The organism is Loktanella sp. DSM 29012 (assembly GCF_900110705.1).
GTDB classification, from domain to species: domain Bacteria; phylum Pseudomonadota; class Alphaproteobacteria; order Rhodobacterales; family Rhodobacteraceae; genus Loktanella; species Loktanella gaetbuli.
In genome coordinates, this window is record NZ_FOEJ01000006.1 from 21,584 (window position 1) to 40,225 (window position 18,642).

The following is an 18,642-nucleotide window of genomic DNA, read 5'->3' on the forward strand; positions in this document are numbered from 1 at the left end:
CAGCCCAAGATAGGCGGTGCTGAGCGGGATGCAAATAACGGGCGCGTGCGGTTTCGCCTAGGCCGGGTTCAAGACCTTGCGGAAGGCTGGACCGGGGTTTCGCCGGGCATAGCCCATCGCCTCGTAGGCCGCCTGCGCGCCGGTATTGTCGGGATCAGTGCCGATGCTGACATATGCGCAATCCAGTCCGCGTGCATGTTCCTCGACAGCGGTGATGATCGCACGCCCCAGCCCACGCCCGCGCAGGTCGGGTACGACAAAAATGTGGTGCAGGTTCAATCCGCGTCGTACGATCAGCCCCCACAGCCAGGGCGGTGTGCCAAAGAGATCGCGCGTCAGGGCATCCGGGCAGGCGTGGCTGTCGTCGCCATGAAATGCGCCAAGCGCGTCCGACATGACGACCAGATCGGGGATGTCTGCCGGCGTGACGACACGGATATCAAAATCCGACGTCGCCGCCGCCGCCATTGTCCTGCCAAGGCTTGACCAGGTTGCCAAAGCGGGTGAACCGGCCCTCGAACGACAGTTCCACCGTGCCGATGGGGCCGTGACGCTGTTTGCCGATGACGACCTCTGCCTTGCCGCGCAGGCGTTCCATTTCCTCTTGCCACAGGGCGATCTTGTCCATCTCGTGGTCGCCGGGTTTTTCGCGTTCCTTGTAGTATTCCTCGCGGAACACGAACATCACGACGTCCGCATCCTGCTCGATCGAGCCGGATTCGCGCAGGTCCGACAGCTGCGGGCGCTTGTCCTCGCGGGATTCGACCTGACGCGACAGCTGGGACAGGGCGATCACGGGGATGTTCAGCTCCTTGGCGATGGCCTTCAGGCCCATCGTGATCTCCGAGATTTCGTTCACCCGGTTTTCGCCCTTGCCGGTGCCGCGCACCAGTTGCAGGTAGTCGACGACCAGCACGTCCAGCCCGTGGGTCCGTTTCAGACGGCGCGCCCGCGCGGCCAACTGGGAAATCGGCAGCGCCGGGGTGTCGTCGATGAACAGCGGGCAGGATTCCAGTTTCTTGGCGGCATCCACGAAACGGCGGAACTCGACCTCTGACATGTCGCCGCGGCGGATCTGTTCGGACGGCACTTCCGCCGCCTCCGACAGGATGCGGGCGGCCAGCTGTTCTGCGGACATCTCGAGACTGTAGAACCCCACCACGCCACCGTTGACCGCACCCTCGGATCCGTCCGGCAAGGTGCCTTTCTTGTAGGCCTTGGCGATGTTGTAGGCGATGTTGGTGGCCAGCGACGTCTTGCCCATCGACGGACGCCCGGCAAGGATCAGCAGGTCGGATTTGTGCAGCCCGCCCAATTTCTTGTCCAGATCATTCAGACCCGTAGACACGCCAGCCAGGCCACCGTCGCGCTGGTAGGCGGCGTTGGCGACGTTGACCGCATCCGTGACCGCCCGCAGAAACGACTGGAAACCACTGTCGGCCGTCCCGCTTTCCGCCAGCGCATAAAGAGCCTGTTCCGCTTCGACGATCTGGTCCTTGGGTTCGGACGCCACATCGACCTTGCAGGCCTTTGATGCGATCTCCTGACCGACCTGGATCAATTGCCGCCGGATCGCGAGGTCGTAGATCATCTGGGCATAGTCGCGTACCGCAAAGGCAGACACGGCAGAGGCCGCCAGCCGGACAAGATAGGCACCGCCGCCCAATTCCTTCAGGCCCTCATCCTCTTCCATGTAGCTTTTCAGGGTAACGGGGCTGGCCAGCGCGTTCTTGGCCAGCCGGGCCGCTGCGCATTCGAAAATCCGCGCATGTACCGGATCGTAGAAATGCTGCGGGCCGACGATGGATGCAATCCGGTCAAAGATATCGTTGTTGGTCAGGATCGCGCCAAGCAACTGCTGTTCGGCCTCGATCGAATGGGGCATCTGGTCGATGCTGGCCTCGTGCACGCCCGTCGCATTGAAAGTTGTTGCCTCGTTCATGCCCTGTCCCCTGATCCCCGGTCTGCTGTGTCGACGGGTGTAACCCAGCCGTCGGCCTGCCTCAAATTGTATGTTTCTGTGGATAACGCGATCGGCTGGATTCGCGCAGAACCCAGTTCTTCTTCTGGTCTGAAATATCCCGGGGGTCCGGGGGCAGCGCCCCCGGTCCGGCATCAGGATATGGTGATCAAACCAGGACGGTGATCAGACCACGAAATTGATCAGACCATGATACCGGGTTGCCATCCGTTCGGATCGCGCAGGTAGGCCTCGACCGTGTCCAGGGTCGCCGCGTCAAAGCTTTGGTTGGCGCGCGCCACGTCCAGCACGTCCCACCAGGTGCACAGAGACACCAGCTTGACCCCGTGGGCGGCCAGTGATTCCTCGACGTCAGGATAGATGCCGTAATAGAAAATCACAGCCGTGGCGTTGCAGTTCGCGCCTGTGTCGCGGATCGCATCCACGAATGACAGTTTCGATCCGCCATCGGTGGTCAGATCCTCGACCAGCAGCACGCGCTGGCCTTCTGACATCACGCCTTCGATCCGCGCATTGCGACCGTAACCTTTGGGTTTCTTGCGCACATAGGTCATCGGCAGCGCCATGCGTTCGGCCACCAGCGCCGAGAAAGGGATGCCTGCGGTCTCACCACCCGCCACGTTGTCAAAGGCCTCGAACCCGCAGTCGCGCATGATGCTGATGGTCAGGAAATCCATCAGCGTGGAACGGATACGCGGAAAAGAGATCAGCTTGCGGCAGTCGACATAGGTCGGGGCCTGTTTGCCAGAAGCATGGGTGAACGGCGTCGTCGCATTGAAATCGATCGCGCCGATTTCCAGCAGCATGGACGCGGTCAGGCGGGCGATTTCGGATTTTTCGGGAAAGGACGACGGGATCATGGCGCGGCTCCTGGCTGTGGGTTCGCGCGGGTTTAGGGCCTTTGGGACCGGATGTTAAGAGGCAGCACAGCCCCTGTGCTGCCCCATCGGCCCGTTATCCCGGGTCAGTCCACGACGCACCAGTGCAGTGGGAAACCGGGGTCAAACACTGTCACCGGCCCATCATCGGTGGCGATATGATCGGGATAGGTGACGGGATCGCCCTTGCGCAGCGTGATCGTATCCGCGTTCGGCGGCAGGCGGTAGAACGCAGGCCCGTTGAGCGAGGCAAAGGCCTCGAGCTTGGGCAATTTCCCGGCCGCATCGAACACCTCGGCCAGACAGGACATGGTGTTCGGCGCGCTGAACACCCCGGCGCAGCCGCATTCTTGCAACTTGCGTGCATCCGTATGCGGGGCGCTGTCGGTGCCCAGAAAAAACCGCACGTCACCCGACACGGCAGCCTGCACCAGTGCGACACGGTGCTTTTCGCGCTTGGCCACCGGCAGGCAATAGTAATGCGGGCGAATGCCACCGGCCAGAATGTGATTGCGATTGATGATCAGGTGATGGGTCGTGATCGTCGCGGCCAGATTTTTCGGCGTGTCGCGGACATAATCCACCGCATCCTCAGTGGTGACGTGTTCCATAATGATCCGCAGGTCAGGGTTCTTCTTGCGGATCGGCTTGAGGACCTTGTCGATGAACACCGCCTCGCGGTCAAAAATATCGACAGCGCTGTCAGTGACTTCGCCGTGGACGCACAACTGCATGCCGATTTCGGCCATCCGGTCCAGCACCGGTCGCACCTTGTCGAAATCGCGCACGCCCGATGCAGAATTCGTCGTGGCCCCGGCAGGATAGAGTTTGACAGCCGTTGCAATCCCTTCGGCGTGGGCGCGCGCCACATCGTCGGGATCCGTGTCCTCGGTCAGGTAGAGGGTCATCAGCGGCGTGAACTGCGCATCTGCGGGCATCGCGTCCATGATCCGGGCGCGATAGGCCGTCGCATCACGGGCCGTCACGACAGGCGGCACGAGGTTCGGCATCACGATGGCGCGGCCGAAATGCCGTGTGGTTTCGGGCAGGACCGCGCGCAGCATGGCACCGTCCCGCAGGTGCAGGTGCCAGTCGTCGGGGCGGCGGATCGTCAGTTCGGTCAAATCTCTATCAGGCATGGCGCGTCTTTATACGCAACCACCGGCCCTGACCAGATCACACCGACCGATCAGACCGCGTCGATCTCGGCCTTGGCGGATTTGGGCAGCGGTTTGCCCATTTCCTGCAACTGCTTGGCAAAGAACGGGTTCGGCCCGCGCGCCAGAACGGCATAACATAGCTGTACGGCCAGTGCGTCATGCCCGGTGTCCAGCAGACGCTTGTGCAGGTTGCGCAGGTAGGCACCGGACTGCTTGCGCGCACGCATCAACTGACCAAAGCGGGCATGGGTCAGGGTGCCGTCCATGGCCGCCCGGATCACGTCATCCAGCACGCGCAGCGCCTCGAACATGACATCCATGCGACCGCCCAATCCCGATACGCGCAACATCGACACGTTGGGTTTCGTGAACAAGGCGGCATGCATCGCGTCCATGCGCTGCTGCGGGCAATAGGCGATATAGGCGCGCTGGGCCGCGTCGATCATGTCGGGGGCATAGCCATAGCGGCGGGTAAAGTTCTGGCCGCGGTATTTCACGAACCGCATGTCCCAGCCGGCAACAGCCGGGTCCAGCGTTGCCTGTGGCCGCAATGCCAGCACGCGCGCACCGGGTGCCGCAACGGCAAAGGCGGCAGCCGCATAGCCGCCCGCTTGGGCACCATAGAACAGCACGTCCTCGAAATCCTCGAAAAACCCGTCGTCGATCAGACGGTCGAAATGCCGGTAAACGCGTTCATCGCGAAACCAGCTTTCGCCGCGGCTGATGATGGCCAGGTGCGACCAGCCTTCGCGCCGGGCAAAGGCGAAGCCACGGGGGGCTGCATCGGGCAGGCTCATCACTTCGGTCGCATTCTCGAACGTCACGAGCAGTTTCGGACCCGCATCCAGAAAGGCCGCTCCGAAATCATCCCCAAGCGGTGTGTAGGACCCGTGATCTTCGACCAGTTCCTCGAGTGCCACGAGCCAATCGTCGATTTCCAACCCCTTGAGGTCCGTCTCGAAGGTCAATCTGTGGTCGATCATGGCAGTTCTCCGCGGTTCAGACATCTCAGATGCCGTCGCATTGGGGCGAAATTAGGCAGTCGGCGCGCCGCTTTTGGGACATTGTGCGGTGACGCCCTTAGCGCAAATCTACGGCCTTTGGCACGGGGCGTCCATGCCGTGCTTGACCTCTGCGCCCTGTGGTGCAGGTTTGAGGCACGAGGGGGAGGGCGACAATGGAATTTGACAGTATCGATGCCGTGCAGGCCGGGCTGGCGGAACAGGACTACATCTGCGGGCGCAGCCTTGCCACGGTGACATTCCTGGCGCTCAAGCTGGGCCGCCCCCTGTTCCTCGAAGGTGAGGCCGGCACAGGCAAGACCGAAATCGCCAAGGCGATCGCCGCGGCGCTGGGGCGCCGGCTGATCCGGCTGCAATGCTACGAAGGGCTGGACGCGGCGTCAGCGGTCTACGAGTGGAACTTTGCCGAACAGATGATCGCCATCCGCGCGGCAGAGGCAACGGGCGGCACCGACCGGAATGCGCTCAAATCAGAGCTATTTACCGAAGACTACCTGATCGAACGTCCTTTGTTGCAGGCCATGCGGCCGCAACCGGGCGGCGCGCCCGTGCTGCTGATCGACGAATTGGACCGGACGGATGCGCCCTTCGAGGCCTTCCTGCTCGAGGCGCTCTCGGATTTTCAGGTCACGATCCCGGAACTGGGCACAATCGAGGCACCAGAGCCGCCCATCGTGATCCTGACCTCGAACCGCACCCGCGAAGTGCATGACGCTCTCAAACGTCGCTGTCTCTATCATTGGGTCGATTACCCGGATTTCGACCGGGAAATTGACATCCTGCACGCCCGCGCGCCGCAGGCATCTGCGGCCCTGTCGCGCGAGGTCGTGGCCTTCGTTCAGCGTCTGCGCACCGAGGATCTGTTCAAGAAACCGGGGGTTGCCGAAACAATCGACTGGGCGAAATGCCTGCTTGCACTGGATGTGATCGACCTGTCGCCCGCGGTGATCGCCGACACATTGGGCGCGATCCTGAAGTATCAGGACGACATCCAAAAGCTCGAAGGCTCCAAGGCCAAACAGATCCTGGACGAGGCACGCGCTTCGATTCCTGTCTGATGCATCATCTTGCCGAAAATACTCCACGGGGGTCTGGGGGTGTGAAACCCCCAGTCGCCGCCGGATGGTAGAACTGGCCGATCTCGACCTGCCGGAACACCCGAAGCTGGCGCAGAACATCGCGCATTTCGCGCGGGCGCTCCGTAGGGCGGGTCTGCCCATCGGGCCAGGGCGGGTGATCGACGCCGTGCGCGCGGTGCAGGTCGCCGGGTTCACCGACCGGATGGATTTCTACTGGACCCTGCATGCCTGTTTCGTCTCGAAACGAGAGGAACAGGCGACCTTTGGCCAGATCTTTCGCCTGTATTGGCGCGATCCGCGCTACCTTGAACAGATGATGTCCTTCATGCAGCCCATGGTGCGTGGTGTGGCCGAGGAACGGACAGCGCAGGCCGCCGAAAAACGCGCGGCAGAGGCGCTGCTGGATGGTGAGGAACGTGACGCCCCCCAGCCAGAGGACGAGGCCAAGGACGACGAAATCCTGCTGGACATCGACGCAAGCCAGACCATCAGCACCCAGGAAAGGTTACGCAGTCTGGATTTCGAACAGATGAGTCTGGCCGAAATGGCTGCTGCAAAACGCATTCTTGCGCAGATGTCGCTGCCTGTGAAACCGCTGCAATCGCGGCGCACGCAGGCCTTGCCGGGGCGTATTCCCGACTGGCGCGGCACCCAGCGGATGGCGATGCGGCGCGGCGGCGAGATCACGGATTTTGCGACCAAACGCAGGCGGTTGCGCTATCCCAATCTGGTGGTGCTGTGCGACATCTCGGGATCCATGTCGCAATATTCCCGCGCCGTGCTGCATTTCGTGCACGGTGTCGCCAATGCGCAGGGGCAGGGCTGGGCGCAGGTCCATGCCTTTACCTTTGGCACGCGGCTGACGAACATCACCCGTCATCTGCGCACCCGCGACGTGGACGCGGCGCTGTCCGCCGCCGGGGCAGAGGCGCAGGATTGGGAAGGCGGGACGCGCATCGCCGCCTGCCTGCACGATTTCAACCGCGACTGGTCGCGCCGCGTCATGGGGCAGGGGGCGGTCGTGTTGTTGATCACCGACGGGCTGGACCGTGACCCGACAGCCGATCTGGGGCGCGAAATGCAGCGCCTGTCATTGACCGCGCGCCAGCTGATCTGGCTGAACCCGCTTTTGCGGTGGGACGGTTTCGCGCCCAAGGCCAAGGGGATCGCTGCGATGCTGCCGCATGTGTCCAGCTTTCGGTCGGGGCATAACATCGCCTCGCTCGCCGGGCTTGCGCAAGCCCTGGCGCGGCCCGATGATACGGGCGAGAAACAGCGACTGATGGCGGCCCTCGCAGACAATGCAACCGACGCACCGCAGAACCCGTTTGCGTTCACCCGCGCGGCCAATACCATAGGATGATCCTGCCATGACACCGCATCTGTTGACCCTCGCGCTGGACTGGCACCGCTCGGGCCGCGCTGTCGCTGTGGCCACCGTGATCGAGACATGGGGCAGTGCGCCGCGCGGGGTCGGTTCGCTGCTGGTCATCGACGGTGATGGCAACATGGAAGGCTCGGTCTCTGGCGGCTGCGTCGAGGGGGCGGTGATCCTCGAGGCCATCGAGGCGCTGCAAGATGGCAAGCCACGCCTGCTGGACTACGGGGTCAGCGACGACGATGCCTTTGCGGTGGGGCTTGCCTGTGGCGGGCGCATCCGGGTGCTGGTCGAACCTGTGGGCCGGGCGATGCCGCTGGATGTGTTGGAAACCCTGTGCGCCCGGATCGCGGCCAGAGAACCCGTGGCCTATGTCATCGACCTGGAGGGTGGCGCGCGCAGGGTTGGGGAACTTGCGGACCATCCTGACCGTTTCCGGCTGGACCGGTCCGGTGTCGAGGACGACGCACGCACCTTTGTCGCCGTGCACAACCCGCCGCTGCGGATGATTGTCGTGGGGGCCGTGCATATCGCGCAGGCGCTCTTGCCCATGGCGCGGGCCTGCGGTTTCGATCCGGTGCTGATCGATCCGCGCGGCGTTTTTGGGTCGGCTGACAGGTTTCCGGGCGAGACGATCATCGAGGACTGGCCTGACGCGGCGTTGACGGCCCTGGCCCCCGACAGCCGCACCGCCGTCGTGACGCTGACCCATGATCCGAAACTGGACGATCCCGCGATCATGCAGGTTTTGGGGTCGGATGCATTCTACCTGGGTTGCCTGGGATCGACCCGCACCCACGCCAAACGTGTCGCGCGACTGACCGAGGCCGGTTTTACCGCCGCACAGATCGACCGTATTCACGCGCCCGTCGGTCTGGACCTGGGCGGGCGCGCACCTGCCGAAATCGCTGTCAGCGTGATGGCGCAGGTGATCGCCACCCTGCGCCGCGCCACATGAGGTTCGGCCCCGTTCGGACGGCAGAGGCGCTGGGCGCGATTCTTGCGCATTCGCTCGACGGTGCAACCATGCGGATTCGCAAGGGGACCGTTCTGACCGATGCGCATCTGGCAGAGCTTGCGGCAGCGGGTCACGATCCCGTCACGGTCGCATTGCTGGCAGTGGATGATCTGGATGAAAACCGCGCCGCAGCACAGCTGGGTGCGGCGCTGGTGCCCGAGGGGTCGCTGCACCTGCGGGTCACGCCTGCCAGCACGGGTCGGGTCAACATCGTGGCCACGCGGGCCGGTGTCGTGGGGATCGCGGCCGAAACGATAAACGCCGTCAATGCCGTCAGCCCGATGATCACCGTGGCAACGCTGGCACCCCTCACGCGGGTGGCGGTGGATACCTTGATCGCGACGATCAAGGTGATTTCTTTCGGGGTGCCCCGCGCGGATCTGGACCGGGCCTGTCAGGCTGCATCGGGCCAGCCTGTCACCCTGCATCCGCCGCGCCTGAACAGCGCCACGCTGATCGAGACGACAACCGATCGCACCATACCGAACCCGAAGGGGCGGCGCGCGCTGGCCACGCGCCTTGCACGGTTGGGGGTGACCCTGTCGGAACGCGTCGTGGTGTCGCATGATGCAGATGCGATTGCTGCGGCGCTGCATGATGCACCGGGCGATCTTGCGCTGATCCTGACGGCGTCTGCTACGTCTGATGTGGCGGATACCGCGCCGACCGGCGTCATGCAGGCGGGCGGGAGATTGATCCATTACGGCATGCCCGTCGATCCCGGCAACCTGCTGTTCATCGCGCAACTGGGCGAAAAACCTGTCATCGGCCTGCCTGGCTGTGCGCGGTCGCCTGCGCTGAACGGGGCGGACTGGGTGCTGGAACGGGTCATCTGCGGCCTGCCGGTCGGTCCGGCCGAAATCGCCGCAATGGGTGTGGGTGGCCTGCTCAAGGAAATGCCATCGCGTCCCTTGCCGCGCAGGCCGATCACCGCGCGGTGATGACGCGACGCAGCATCCGCCGATGCCGCAATGCAGCGTCAAGAAGGCCTTCTCAGACGTGAAATTGGGTGCTTAACTGATCCCAATGCGAAAGGGAGAGTTGCACATGAAACTGACGATGAAGGTGAACGGCAGGGAGGTGACCGGAGAGGTCGAGGGCCGCACACTGCTGGTGGATTTCCTGCGGTCCGACCTGCGTCTGACCGGGACGCATGTGGGCTGCGACACGTCGCAATGCGGTGCCTGCACCGTGCACGTGAACGGAGAGCTGGTGAAATCCTGCACCATGTTCGCGGCAGAGGCCGATGGCGCAGAAATCGCCACCATTGAGGGTGCGGCTGCAGAGGACGGCACGCTGTCCGCGATCCAGCAGGCGTTTCAGGATCATCACGGTTTGCAGTGCGGCTATTGCACGCCCGGTATGGTGATGACGGCCGCAAGCCTGCTGAAGGAAAACCCCAAGCCCACCGAGCACGAGGTGCGCCAGTACCTCGAGGGCAATATCTGCCGCTGCACGGGCTACCACAACATCGTCAAGGCGATCATGGCGGCCAGCGGACAAGAGATGCCCGCGATGGCGGCCGAGTAATTTGCGGGCGGCGCGCAGGGAGGCGTGCCGCCGGTTCGAGTATTTTTGGCAAGATGATGCGCAGGCGGGCCGAGAGGCGTCGATGCGCGGTTCAGGGAGAGAGCAATGCCCAAAGACAGTGGAATTGGCGCTAGCAGCAAGCGGCGCGAAGATATCCGGTTTCTGACTGGTACCGGAAAATATACTGATGACATCAACATTCACGGCCAGCTCTACGTGCATTTCCTGCGCGCTGATGTGGCCCATGCCAAGCTGAACGGTGTCGATACGGCAGAAGCCGCGGCGATGCCGGGTGTCGTGCGTATCTTTACGGGTGCGGATTTCGAGGCTGTCGGGTCGATCCCCTGTGGTTGGCAAATCACTGACCGTCATGGCCAGCCGATGCAGGAACCGCGTCACCCAGTGCTGGCGCACGGCAAGATCAGACATGTGGGCGAACCGGTTGCCGCCGTGGTAGCTGAAACCCGTGCGCAGGCCCGCGACGCCGCCGAGGCGATCGTACTGGATTACGACGAACTGCCGGCCGTGGTCGATATGAAGGCCGCCGTGGCCGAGGGGGCCACCAAGGTCCATGACGAACTGACGAGCAACTTGTGTTACGACTGGGGTTTCGTCGAGGAGAACAAGGCCGCGACCGATGCTGCATTCGAAGCGGCGGCGCATGTCACCACCCTGGAACTGGTGAACAACCGTCTGGTCGCCAACCCGATGGAACCGCGGGTGGCCGTGGGTGAATACGACCGTGCCGACGACATGCACACGCTGCACACCACCAGCCAGAACCCCCACGTGATCCGCCTGCTGATGGGTGCCTTTGTGCTGGGCATTCCGGAACACAAGCTGCGGGTCGTGGCCCCCGACGTGGGCGGCGGGTTCGGCACCAAGATTTTCCACTATCAGGAAGAGGCGTTCTGCACATTTGCCGCCAAGGCGCTGAACCGTCCTGTCAAATGGACGTCCACGCGGTCAGAGGCGTTCATGTCCGACGCACATGGCCGGGACCACGTGTCCAAGATCCAGCTGGCACTGGATGCAGACAACAACTTTACCGCGATCCGGACCGAAACCTACGCGAACATGGGGGCCTATCTGTCGACCTTTGCGCCATCGGTGCCGACCTGGCTGCATGGCACGCTGATGGCGGGCAACTACAAGACGCCGCTGGTCTATGTGAACGTCAAGGCGGTGTTCACCAATACGGTGCCTGTCGACGCCTATCGTGGTGCGGGCCGACCCGAGGCGACCTATCAGCTGGAACGCGTTATCGACATGGCCGCGCGCGAGCTGGGTGTCGATCCGGTCGCACTGCGTCGGCAGAACTATATCACCCAGTTCCCCTATGCGACGCCTGTCGCGGTGGAATACGATACCGGCGATTACAATGCGACGATGGACAAGCTGACCGAGATTGCCGATTTCGCGGGCTTTGACGCGCGGCGCAAGGAGAGCGAGGCCCGTGGCAAGCTGCGCGGTCTGGGTGTGAACAGCTATATCGAGGCCTGCGGCATCGCGCCGTCCAACCTTGTGGGGCAACTTGGCGCGCGGGCGGGTCTTTATGACGCGGCGACCGTGCGGGTGAACGCGACGGGATCGATCAGCGTCATGGTTGGGGCCCACAGTCACGGACAGGGGCACGAGACATCCTTTCCGCAGGTGATTTCCGAAATGATCGGTATCCCCGAGGACCAGATCGACATCGTCCACGGTGACACCTCGAAGATTCCGTTCGGGATGGGCACCTATGGGTCGCGGTCGCTGGCCGTTTGCGGATCGGCCATGGTGCGTGCTGCCGAAAAGGTGATCAACAAGGCCAAGAAGATCGCAGCCCACCTGCTGGAGGCCTCTGAAGGGGATATCGAGCTGAAGGACGGGACATTCAGCGTCGCCGGCACGGACAAGTCGGTCGCCTGGGGCGATGTGACCCTGGCGGCCTATGTGCCGCACAACTATCCGCTGACGGATATCGAACCGGGGCTGGAGGAGACGGCATTCTACGATCCGGCCAACTTTACCTATCCGGCTGGCGCTTATGCCTGCGAGGTGGAGCTGGACCCCGAAACCGGCCATGTGAAGATCGAGCGGTTCTCTGCTGCGGATGATTTCGGTAATGTCATCAACCCGATGATCGTATCGGGGCAGGTGCACGGCGGGATTGCGCAGGGTATCGGTCAGGCGCTGTTGGAAAACTGCGCCTATGATGCCGACGGCCAGCTGATTTCCGCGTCCTACATGGACTACGCCATGCCGCGCGCGGATGATCTGCCGTTCTATTCGGTCGATCATTCCTGCCAGACGCCCTGCACGCACAACCCGTTGGGTGTGAAGGGCTGCGGCGAGGCCGGTGCCATCGGGTCGCCACCTTCGGTCGTGAATGCGGTCATCGATGCGATCCAGTCGGGAGGCATGAACGTGGCCCATATCGACATGCCGCTGACGCCCAGCCGCGTCTGGGCCGCGATGCACGCCGCACGGACCGACGCGGCCTAGGTGAAAGTGAGGGACCGGGGCGCTGCCCCGGACCCCGGAGTATTTTCGGCAAGATGATGCGGTGATCCCGCAGATCCGCCAAGAGGAGAGACATAATGTACGCATTCGATATTGCGCGCCCCACCACTCTGGATGAGGCAAAGGCGGCAATCGCCGCAGGAGGACAGGCGCTGAGCGGAGGACAGACGCTGATCCCGACGTTGAAGGCGCGTCTGGCGATGCCCGAGACGCTGGTCAGCCTGCACGGGATCGCCGATCTCAAGGGGGTGAGCACCGACAGCGCGGGCCGGATCTGCGTCAAGGGTGCGACAGTGCACCGGGCGGTGGCCGAGGCTGTTGCCGACAGTTTTCCGGCCTTGAGCTATCTGGCAAGCCGGATCGGTGATCCGGCCGTGCGCAACCGTGGCACCATCGGTGGTAGTGTGGCGAACAATGATCCGTCCGCCTGCTATCCGGCGGCGGTTCTGGCCTGCGATGCGACCGTTTGCACGGACCGGCGGGAGATCGCGGCCGATGATTACTTCCAAGGGATGTTCACGACGGCGCTGGAAGAAGACGAGATCGTCACCGAAGTGAAATTCCCCGTCCCGCAGGCGGCTGCCTATGAAAAGTTCATCCAGCCTGCGTCCCGGTTTCCGCTGGTTGCGGTCTTTGTCGCACGATTTGCGGATGGTGTCCGGGTGGCGATCACGGGCGCGTCTGAATCCGGCGTGTTCCGCTGGTCTGCTGCCGAGGAAGCGCTGTCGGCCAATTTCACGCCAGATGCGCTGGACGGGCTGTCTGTCGATGCGGACGGCATGATCGGCGATCTGCACGGATCCAAGGATTACCGCGCGCATCTGTGCGGCGTGATGGCAAAGCGCGCGGTCGCGCGGGCCGTCTAGGCGGAACCCCGCCACCGGTCCTGCGCAGCGGGAACGGTGGTGATTTCCAAGGGTTGATCAGGTGTCCCCGGCATGTGCCGGGGGCACCTTTTGTTTGCGAGGAACACCATGACGCGATTGACCCTGACCTCCACCACAGCCCTGATGATCGGGCTGTCCGTCTCATCCGCTTCGGCGCAAGAGGCGGTCTTTCCCTGCAATTTGCCTGACGGTGCCGCCATGGCGGATGCGCAGGCATTGGCGGTGGCCATCGGAGAAGAGGCCGTGACCGCTGATCTGGTCGTGACGGATGATCCCGCTGTCTGCGGTCCGGCGCAATTGGCGGCCGCCCAGGCGTTGATCGAAGACGCCACGGCTGAAGGCGAGCCTGTTGCTGTCGAAGATCAAGGCGAAGAGGCGGCACCAGATCCGGCAGAGGTTGCGACCGAGGCTGACGCACCTGCCACGCAGGACGAGGCTGTGCCTGCCGATACTGCACCGGTGGATGAGGCACCCGTCGCCGCCGAACCGGAAGCCCCGGCAAGCGCACCCGAGGCTGAGGCACAAGACACCGAGGAGCCTGCCACCGAAGCCGCACCGGTCGTAGAGCCTACACCTGAGGACATGCCGGTCGCGGAGCCAGCACCCGAGGCCATGCCGCCCGCCGAGGACGAGGCACCCGCTGCGACAGAGCCACAGGTGAATGAGGAAACACCGACCGAGGAGGCCGCCCCGACTGCTGAAGACGCTACGACCCCCGACGAGACTGTGGCACCCGAGACAACGCCTGCTGAGGCTGAAATCCCAGAAGAAGCCGAGGCACCGGTAGCGCCGGAGGCGGAGGCCACTGCCGCGGACGACAGCACAGATGCCGCTGCGGGAGACGCCCCTGATGCGGCTGTCGCGCCAGACGCGCAGCAAGAAGATACGGCGGTCGAAGACGTGCCTGCGACCGGTCCGGCAGATGCCGAGACACTGGCAGAGCCGACTGCAGAAGAGCTGGCCGCCCGCGACGCGCGTCGTGCGGAACGCGCTGCGGCACGCCAGCAATCCGCCGCTGCAACGGCTGAATCTGACAGCGCAGAGGTCGTGACAGAGGAAGTCCAGTCAGAGGATGTGCGGTCCGCAGACGAGGATTTCGACACGCAGGTGCTGAGCGATACCGCCACCGCAGAGGATGACGATGACGGTCTGTCCCGGTTCGAGCAGGCACTGCTGCTGGGTCTGGGGGCCGCGACGGTCGGTGCGATCCTCAACAACGGCGACGCCGTCGTGTCCAATTCCGGTGACCGCGTGATTGTGGAACGTGAAGGCGAGTTGCGGGTGCTGCGTGACGACAACACGCTGTTGCGTCAACCGGGCGCGCAAATCGCAACCCAGACCTTTGACGACGGATCGACCCTGACGACCGTCACCCGAGAGGACGGCAGTTTCGTGACCACGATCCGTGCCGCCGACGGCACCGTCCTGCGCCGTACGCTGACGCGTGTGGATGGCACGCAGGTCCAACTGATCAACGATCTGGAACAGGTGGACCCGATTGATGTCACGTCCCTGCCGCAGGTCCAGACCGGGCAGGAAACGCAGCTGGGCAATGCCGATGATGCGGCGTTGCGTGCGGCCTTGTCGGCGGGTCTGCTGACACAGACGGGCCGGTCCTATTCGCTGGAACAGATCCGCGATGTGCAGCAGGTACGCGAGTTGTCACCGCAGATCGAGTTGGACACGATTACCTTTGCCAGCGGTTCGGCTGCAATTCAGCCCAGCGAGGCCGAAGAGCTGGGTGCACTGGGCCGGGCGATGCTGGCGGTGATCGAGGATGATCCGAGTGCGGTTTTCCTGATCGAAGGCCACACCGATGCGGTCGGCGATGCGGCCTATAACCTGGGCCTGTCGGACCGTCGCGCGGAAACGGTCGCGCTGGCGCTGACGCAGTATTTCGGCGTGCCGCCGGAAAACCTGGTGACGCAAGGCTACGGCGAATCCTATCTCAAGGTGCGCACGCTGGAAGCCGAGCGCGCGAATCGCCGTGCGGCTGTTCGCAACATCACACCGCTGCTGCGCGACAGCTGAAAACAAGCGGGCGGGAGAAAGTCCCGCCCCCGTGCCCGCTGAATATGGGCCTGTCGCAATGAAAAAGGGGTCAGCGCCGATGCGCTGACCCCTGAACTTTGCCATATGGATCGCTTACTTGGGCAGCGGTCCGATCAACATGACCATCTGGCGGCCTTCCATCTTGGGAAAGTTTTCGACCTTGCCGTGTTCCTTGGTGTCCTCGGCCACACGTTCCAGCAGGGCGCGACCCAGTTCCTGGTGGGCCATTTCGCGGCCACGGAAACGCAGGGTGATTTTCACCTTGTCCCCGTTTTCAAGGAACTTGTAGACGTTCTTCATCTTGACGCCGTAGTCGTGATCATCGGTGTTTGGACGGAATTTGATTTCCTTGATCTCGATGATCTTCTGCTTCTTGCGCGCCTCGGCTTCCTTCTTTTGGGTCTCGTACTTGTACTTTCCGAAATCCATGATCTTGCAGACGGGCGGATTGGCGTTGGGGGAAATCTCTACCAGGTCCAGACCGGCCTCTTCGGCCATGGCCAGCGCCCGTTCGGGCGACACGACGCCGACATTCTCGCCTTCGGCGCCGATGAGTCTGATGTCTCCGCCCCGAATGCGGTCGTTGATGCGGGGGCCAGTGTCGCGCTGTGGTGGCGCGTTGTGGGGTCTGCGTCCTATGATCTTTATCCTTCGATCGTTGTCTTGAGGGTTGCAAATGTAGGTAATGCGCTGCACCGCGACCTTCAAGCGGCAATTGGTGGTTGCGGGTTACCCCTTTTCTTTTCTCGCGACCGACACCAAGTAGAAACCGGATCACCAAAAGGTGAAACTGGATCAGAAGGACCAAATGCCATGCAAGCACTTGTCATTATCGTTGTCGTCGCTGTTCTCGGCTTTTTCGGGTATCAGTATTTTGTAGATGGGCAGGACCCTCAGGCTGTTGTGTCGGGCCAGACGGATGACGTCGCCGTCACCTCAGAAGACGCAGAGGCGGCCGTCGAAGACGCTGCGGCAGACACGGCAGCCGCAGTCGAAGACGCGACCGATGAAGCTGCCGCCGCAGCAGATGCAGCGGTTGACGCCATGACGGACGTAGCAGGCGACGCGACCGAAGAAACGGCTGCTGCCGCCGAAGCAGCCGCTGCCGAAGCCGAAGCGTTGGCCGCCGAAGCTGATGCCGCTGCTGCCGATGCCGCCGCAGCCGTGCAGGAGGCCGCAGATGCAGCCGCCGCCGAGGTTGAAGCTGCAACCGAGGATGCCGCCGCTGCAACCGAAGACGCGGCTGCTGACGCCACCGCAGTTGTCGATGATGCGACCGCCGCCACCGAAGACGCAGCCGCTGACGCCGCCGCAGCTGTCGACGACGCGACCGCCGCAACGGAAGAAGCCGCCGCTGATGCCGCCGCTACCGTTGATGCCACCGCAGATGCAGCAGCCGAGGAGGTCGACGCAGCCGTAGATCAAGCTGATGCAGCAATGGACGAAGCCGTTGCACCTGACGCGGAGGTGGCTGCCGAGGCAGAGGTCGCAACCGCCGAGACAACGACCGAAGGCGACGCAGCCGCCGCCGATGCCGGCACTGACACAGCCGAGGTTCCGCTGAGCGAATTGCTGACCCCCGAAGGTTTCGACGCGGATACCGTCATTGCGCGTATCGAGGCAAGCGAGCTGGATACGATGCAGAAAACAGTCTTGACCCGCGCCGCCGAAACGGTGCGCGACAATCCCGACATGCTGTCCAGCGTGCTGGATCAGATCCGTGCCGCGATGGGCGTGAACTGACCGCGCCAAGACGACGACAAAAGGGCCGCATCATGACGGGATGCGGCCCTTTTTTTATGATGTCTCGACAGGTGCGTTCAGCCGACGAATGCCTTTTCGATGACGAATTCGCCGGGTTCGGAATTGGCACCTTCATGTAGGCCAGCGGCCTCCATCAGCGCCGCGATGTCCTTGTTGAAGGCCAGGCTGCCGCAGACCATCGCGCGATCATCCTGCGCGTTCAGTGGCGGCACACCCAGATCGGTGAACAGGTCGCCGTTCTCGATCAGGGTCGTGATCCGGCCCATCTTGTCGCTCTTTTCGCGGGTAGTGGTCGGGTAGTAGCGGATCTTGTCCAGCGCATCTTGGCCCAGCAGTTCGATCATCATCTCGTCCTGCTTGAGATCGGCGATCAGATTCGCACCATAGGTCAGTTCCGCCACGTCGCGGCAGGTGTGCGTGACGATGACCTCTTCGAACCGTTCATAGGTTTCGGGTTCGCGCAGCAGCGACGCAAAGGGGGCAAAGCCCGTACCCGTGGCGAACATATACAGGCGTTTGCCGGGCAGCAGCGCATCATGCACCAGAGTGCCCACGGGTTTGGGGCGCAGGATGATCTGGTCGCCGGGCTGGATGTGCTGCAATTTCGATGTCAGTGGGCCGTTCTCGACCTTGATCGAATAGAACTCCAACTCGTCGTCCCATGCGGGCGATGCGATGGAATAGGCGCGCAGCAGTGGTTTTTGCTTGCCGGTTTCTGGGTGCGGATCGCCCATCAGACCGATCATGACGAATTCGCCGGACCGGAACCGCAGCGATGCGGGGCGGGTCACACGGAATGAAAACAGTTTGTCCGTATAGTGCTGCACCGCCGTGACGGTCTGGGCGTCAGGCAGGGTGGGCACGGGTCTTGCGGCGGTATCTGTCACGGGGCGTTGCTCTGTCATTGGGTCATCAGCGGCACGTCTGCGCCGCCCTCCGTCTAGTGCAAAAAGAAAAGGGGTGAAAGTCAGCCGCGCATACGCGCCTGATAGGCGTGGGCGCGCCAGTCAGCACGGGCGATCCATTGATCCTGCGGTTGCCGGGCGGCCAGCGTGTCGTCGATCTCGACCTCGTCAAAACCACTGCGGCGCGCCATGGCGTATTGGTCGGCCAGCACGTGACCATGGGCCCGCAGACGCCCGGTAAAACCTGCCCGGCGCAAAATCGCCGCGAGGGTGAATCCGCGCCCATCGGCAAAGCTGGGGAATGCGATCCGCACGACCTGCGCGCCAGTCAGCGCGCGCACGGCGTCGGGGTCGGCATCAGAGGGCACGTCCACGGCCACGCCGTTTTCGCCCATGGGGACAAAGGTGCCTGTGAAATCATCGGGTGCAAACCCGCTATCGGTTACAATCACGCTCATCGGTTACTCCTGCGGGACATTGTGG

General features: G+C 63.2%; 17 protein-coding genes. 9 read left to right on the forward strand and 8 right to left on the reverse strand.

What is annotated here, in order from left to right; translation table 11 throughout:
* Positions 1-57: 57 nt before the first annotated feature.
* From BMX27_RS13940 to BMX27_RS13960, 5 genes are all read right to left on the reverse strand, one after another.
* Positions 58-468: a GNAT family N-acetyltransferase gene (locus tag BMX27_RS13940; RefSeq protein ID WP_090160524.1), complete on the reverse strand. Its 411-nt coding sequence runs from the start codon at positions 466-468 to the stop codon at positions 58-60.
* Positions 440-1,942, reverse strand: coding sequence for a replicative DNA helicase (locus tag BMX27_RS13945; protein WP_090160526.1), 1,503 nt, complete (start codon positions 1,940-1,942; stop codon positions 440-442). Before BMX27_RS13945 ends, BMX27_RS13940 begins: the two co-directional genes overlap by 29 nt.
* A 221-nt stretch (positions 1,943-2,163) precedes the next feature.
* Complete coding sequence (locus BMX27_RS13950) at positions 2,164-2,841, reverse strand: orotate phosphoribosyltransferase (protein WP_090160527.1); 678 nt, start codon at positions 2,839-2,841, stop codon at positions 2,164-2,166.
* A 104-nt stretch (positions 2,842-2,945) separates the two neighbouring features.
* Positions 2,946-3,998 carry a dihydroorotase gene (gene pyrC / locus BMX27_RS13955; protein ID WP_090160529.1) on the reverse strand — a complete coding sequence of 351 codons (1,053 nt, stop codon included), beginning with the start codon at positions 3,996-3,998 and terminating at the stop codon, positions 2,946-2,948.
* A 50-nt stretch (positions 3,999-4,048) separates the two neighbouring features.
* Positions 4,049-5,002, reverse strand: coding sequence for a hypothetical protein (locus BMX27_RS13960; RefSeq protein WP_090160532.1), 954 nt, complete (start codon positions 5,000-5,002; stop codon positions 4,049-4,051).
* A gap of 194 nt (positions 5,003-5,196) precedes the next feature.
* Here BMX27_RS13960 and BMX27_RS13965 point away from each other — a divergent pair, with 194 nt between their 5' ends.
* The 8 genes from BMX27_RS13965 to BMX27_RS14000 all read left to right on the forward strand — a co-directional run bounded on the left by BMX27_RS13965 (position 5,197) and on the right by BMX27_RS14000 (position 15,469).
* Positions 5,197-6,099 carry an AAA family ATPase gene (locus BMX27_RS13965; RefSeq protein WP_090160534.1) on the forward strand — a complete coding sequence of 301 codons (903 nt, stop codon included), beginning with the start codon at positions 5,197-5,199 and terminating at the stop codon, positions 6,097-6,099.
* Between the two features lie 64 nt (positions 6,100-6,163).
* Positions 6,164-7,483, forward strand: coding sequence for a vWA domain-containing protein (locus tag BMX27_RS13970; RefSeq protein WP_090160536.1), 1,320 nt, complete (start codon positions 6,164-6,166; stop codon positions 7,481-7,483).
* 7 nt (positions 7,484-7,490) lie between these two features.
* On the forward strand, positions 7,491-8,456 hold the full coding sequence (locus BMX27_RS13975) for an XdhC family protein (protein ID WP_090160538.1): 966 nt from the start codon (positions 7,491-7,493) through the stop codon (positions 8,454-8,456).
* The gene (locus BMX27_RS13980; protein ID WP_090160540.1) at positions 8,453-9,457 is read left to right on the forward strand and encodes a molybdopterin-binding protein; all 1,005 of its coding nucleotides are present in this window, start codon (positions 8,453-8,455) and stop codon (positions 9,455-9,457) included. Before BMX27_RS13975 ends, BMX27_RS13980 begins: the two co-directional genes overlap by 4 nt.
* Before the next feature lie 106 nt (positions 9,458-9,563).
* Positions 9,564-10,046: a (2Fe-2S)-binding protein gene (locus tag BMX27_RS13985; protein WP_090160542.1), complete on the forward strand. Its 483-nt coding sequence runs from the start codon at positions 9,564-9,566 to the stop codon at positions 10,044-10,046.
* Between the two features lie 105 nt (positions 10,047-10,151).
* Complete coding sequence (locus tag BMX27_RS13990; protein ID WP_090160544.1) at positions 10,152-12,533, forward strand: xanthine dehydrogenase family protein molybdopterin-binding subunit; 2,382 nt, start codon at positions 10,152-10,154, stop codon at positions 12,531-12,533.
* 95 nt (positions 12,534-12,628) lie between these two features.
* Positions 12,629-13,417, forward strand: coding sequence for an FAD binding domain-containing protein (locus tag BMX27_RS13995; RefSeq protein WP_090160545.1), 789 nt, complete (start codon positions 12,629-12,631; stop codon positions 13,415-13,417).
* A 108-nt stretch (positions 13,418-13,525) separates the two neighbouring features.
* A complete protein-coding gene (locus BMX27_RS14000) occupies positions 13,526-15,469 on the forward strand; it encodes an OmpA family protein (protein WP_177172732.1) in 1,944 nt (647 codons plus the stop codon).
* A 114-nt stretch (positions 15,470-15,583) separates the two neighbouring features.
* On the opposite strand, the gene infC is transcribed toward BMX27_RS14000, so the two are convergent.
* Positions 15,584-16,129 (reverse strand): translation initiation factor IF-3, encoded by a 546-nt coding sequence (gene infC / locus BMX27_RS14005; RefSeq protein ID WP_090160727.1) that lies wholly within the window; start codon positions 16,127-16,129, stop codon positions 15,584-15,586.
* 174 nt (positions 16,130-16,303) lie between these two features.
* Between infC and BMX27_RS14010 the strand changes: the two genes are divergently transcribed.
* On the forward strand, positions 16,304-17,233 hold the full coding sequence (locus tag BMX27_RS14010) for a hypothetical protein (protein WP_090160550.1): 930 nt from the start codon (positions 16,304-16,306) through the stop codon (positions 17,231-17,233).
* A 77-nt stretch (positions 17,234-17,310) separates the two neighbouring features.
* Here BMX27_RS14010 and BMX27_RS14015 read toward each other — a convergent pair whose 3' ends face one another.
* Positions 17,311-18,159, reverse strand: coding sequence for a ferredoxin--NADP reductase (locus tag BMX27_RS14015; RefSeq protein ID WP_090160552.1), 849 nt, complete (start codon positions 18,157-18,159; stop codon positions 17,311-17,313).
* Positions 18,160-18,221: 62 nt separating this feature from the next.
* Positions 18,222-18,617 (reverse strand): DUF934 domain-containing protein, encoded by a 396-nt coding sequence (locus BMX27_RS14020; RefSeq protein WP_090160553.1) that lies wholly within the window; start codon positions 18,615-18,617, stop codon positions 18,222-18,224.
* Positions 18,618-18,642: the final 25 nt, after the last annotated feature.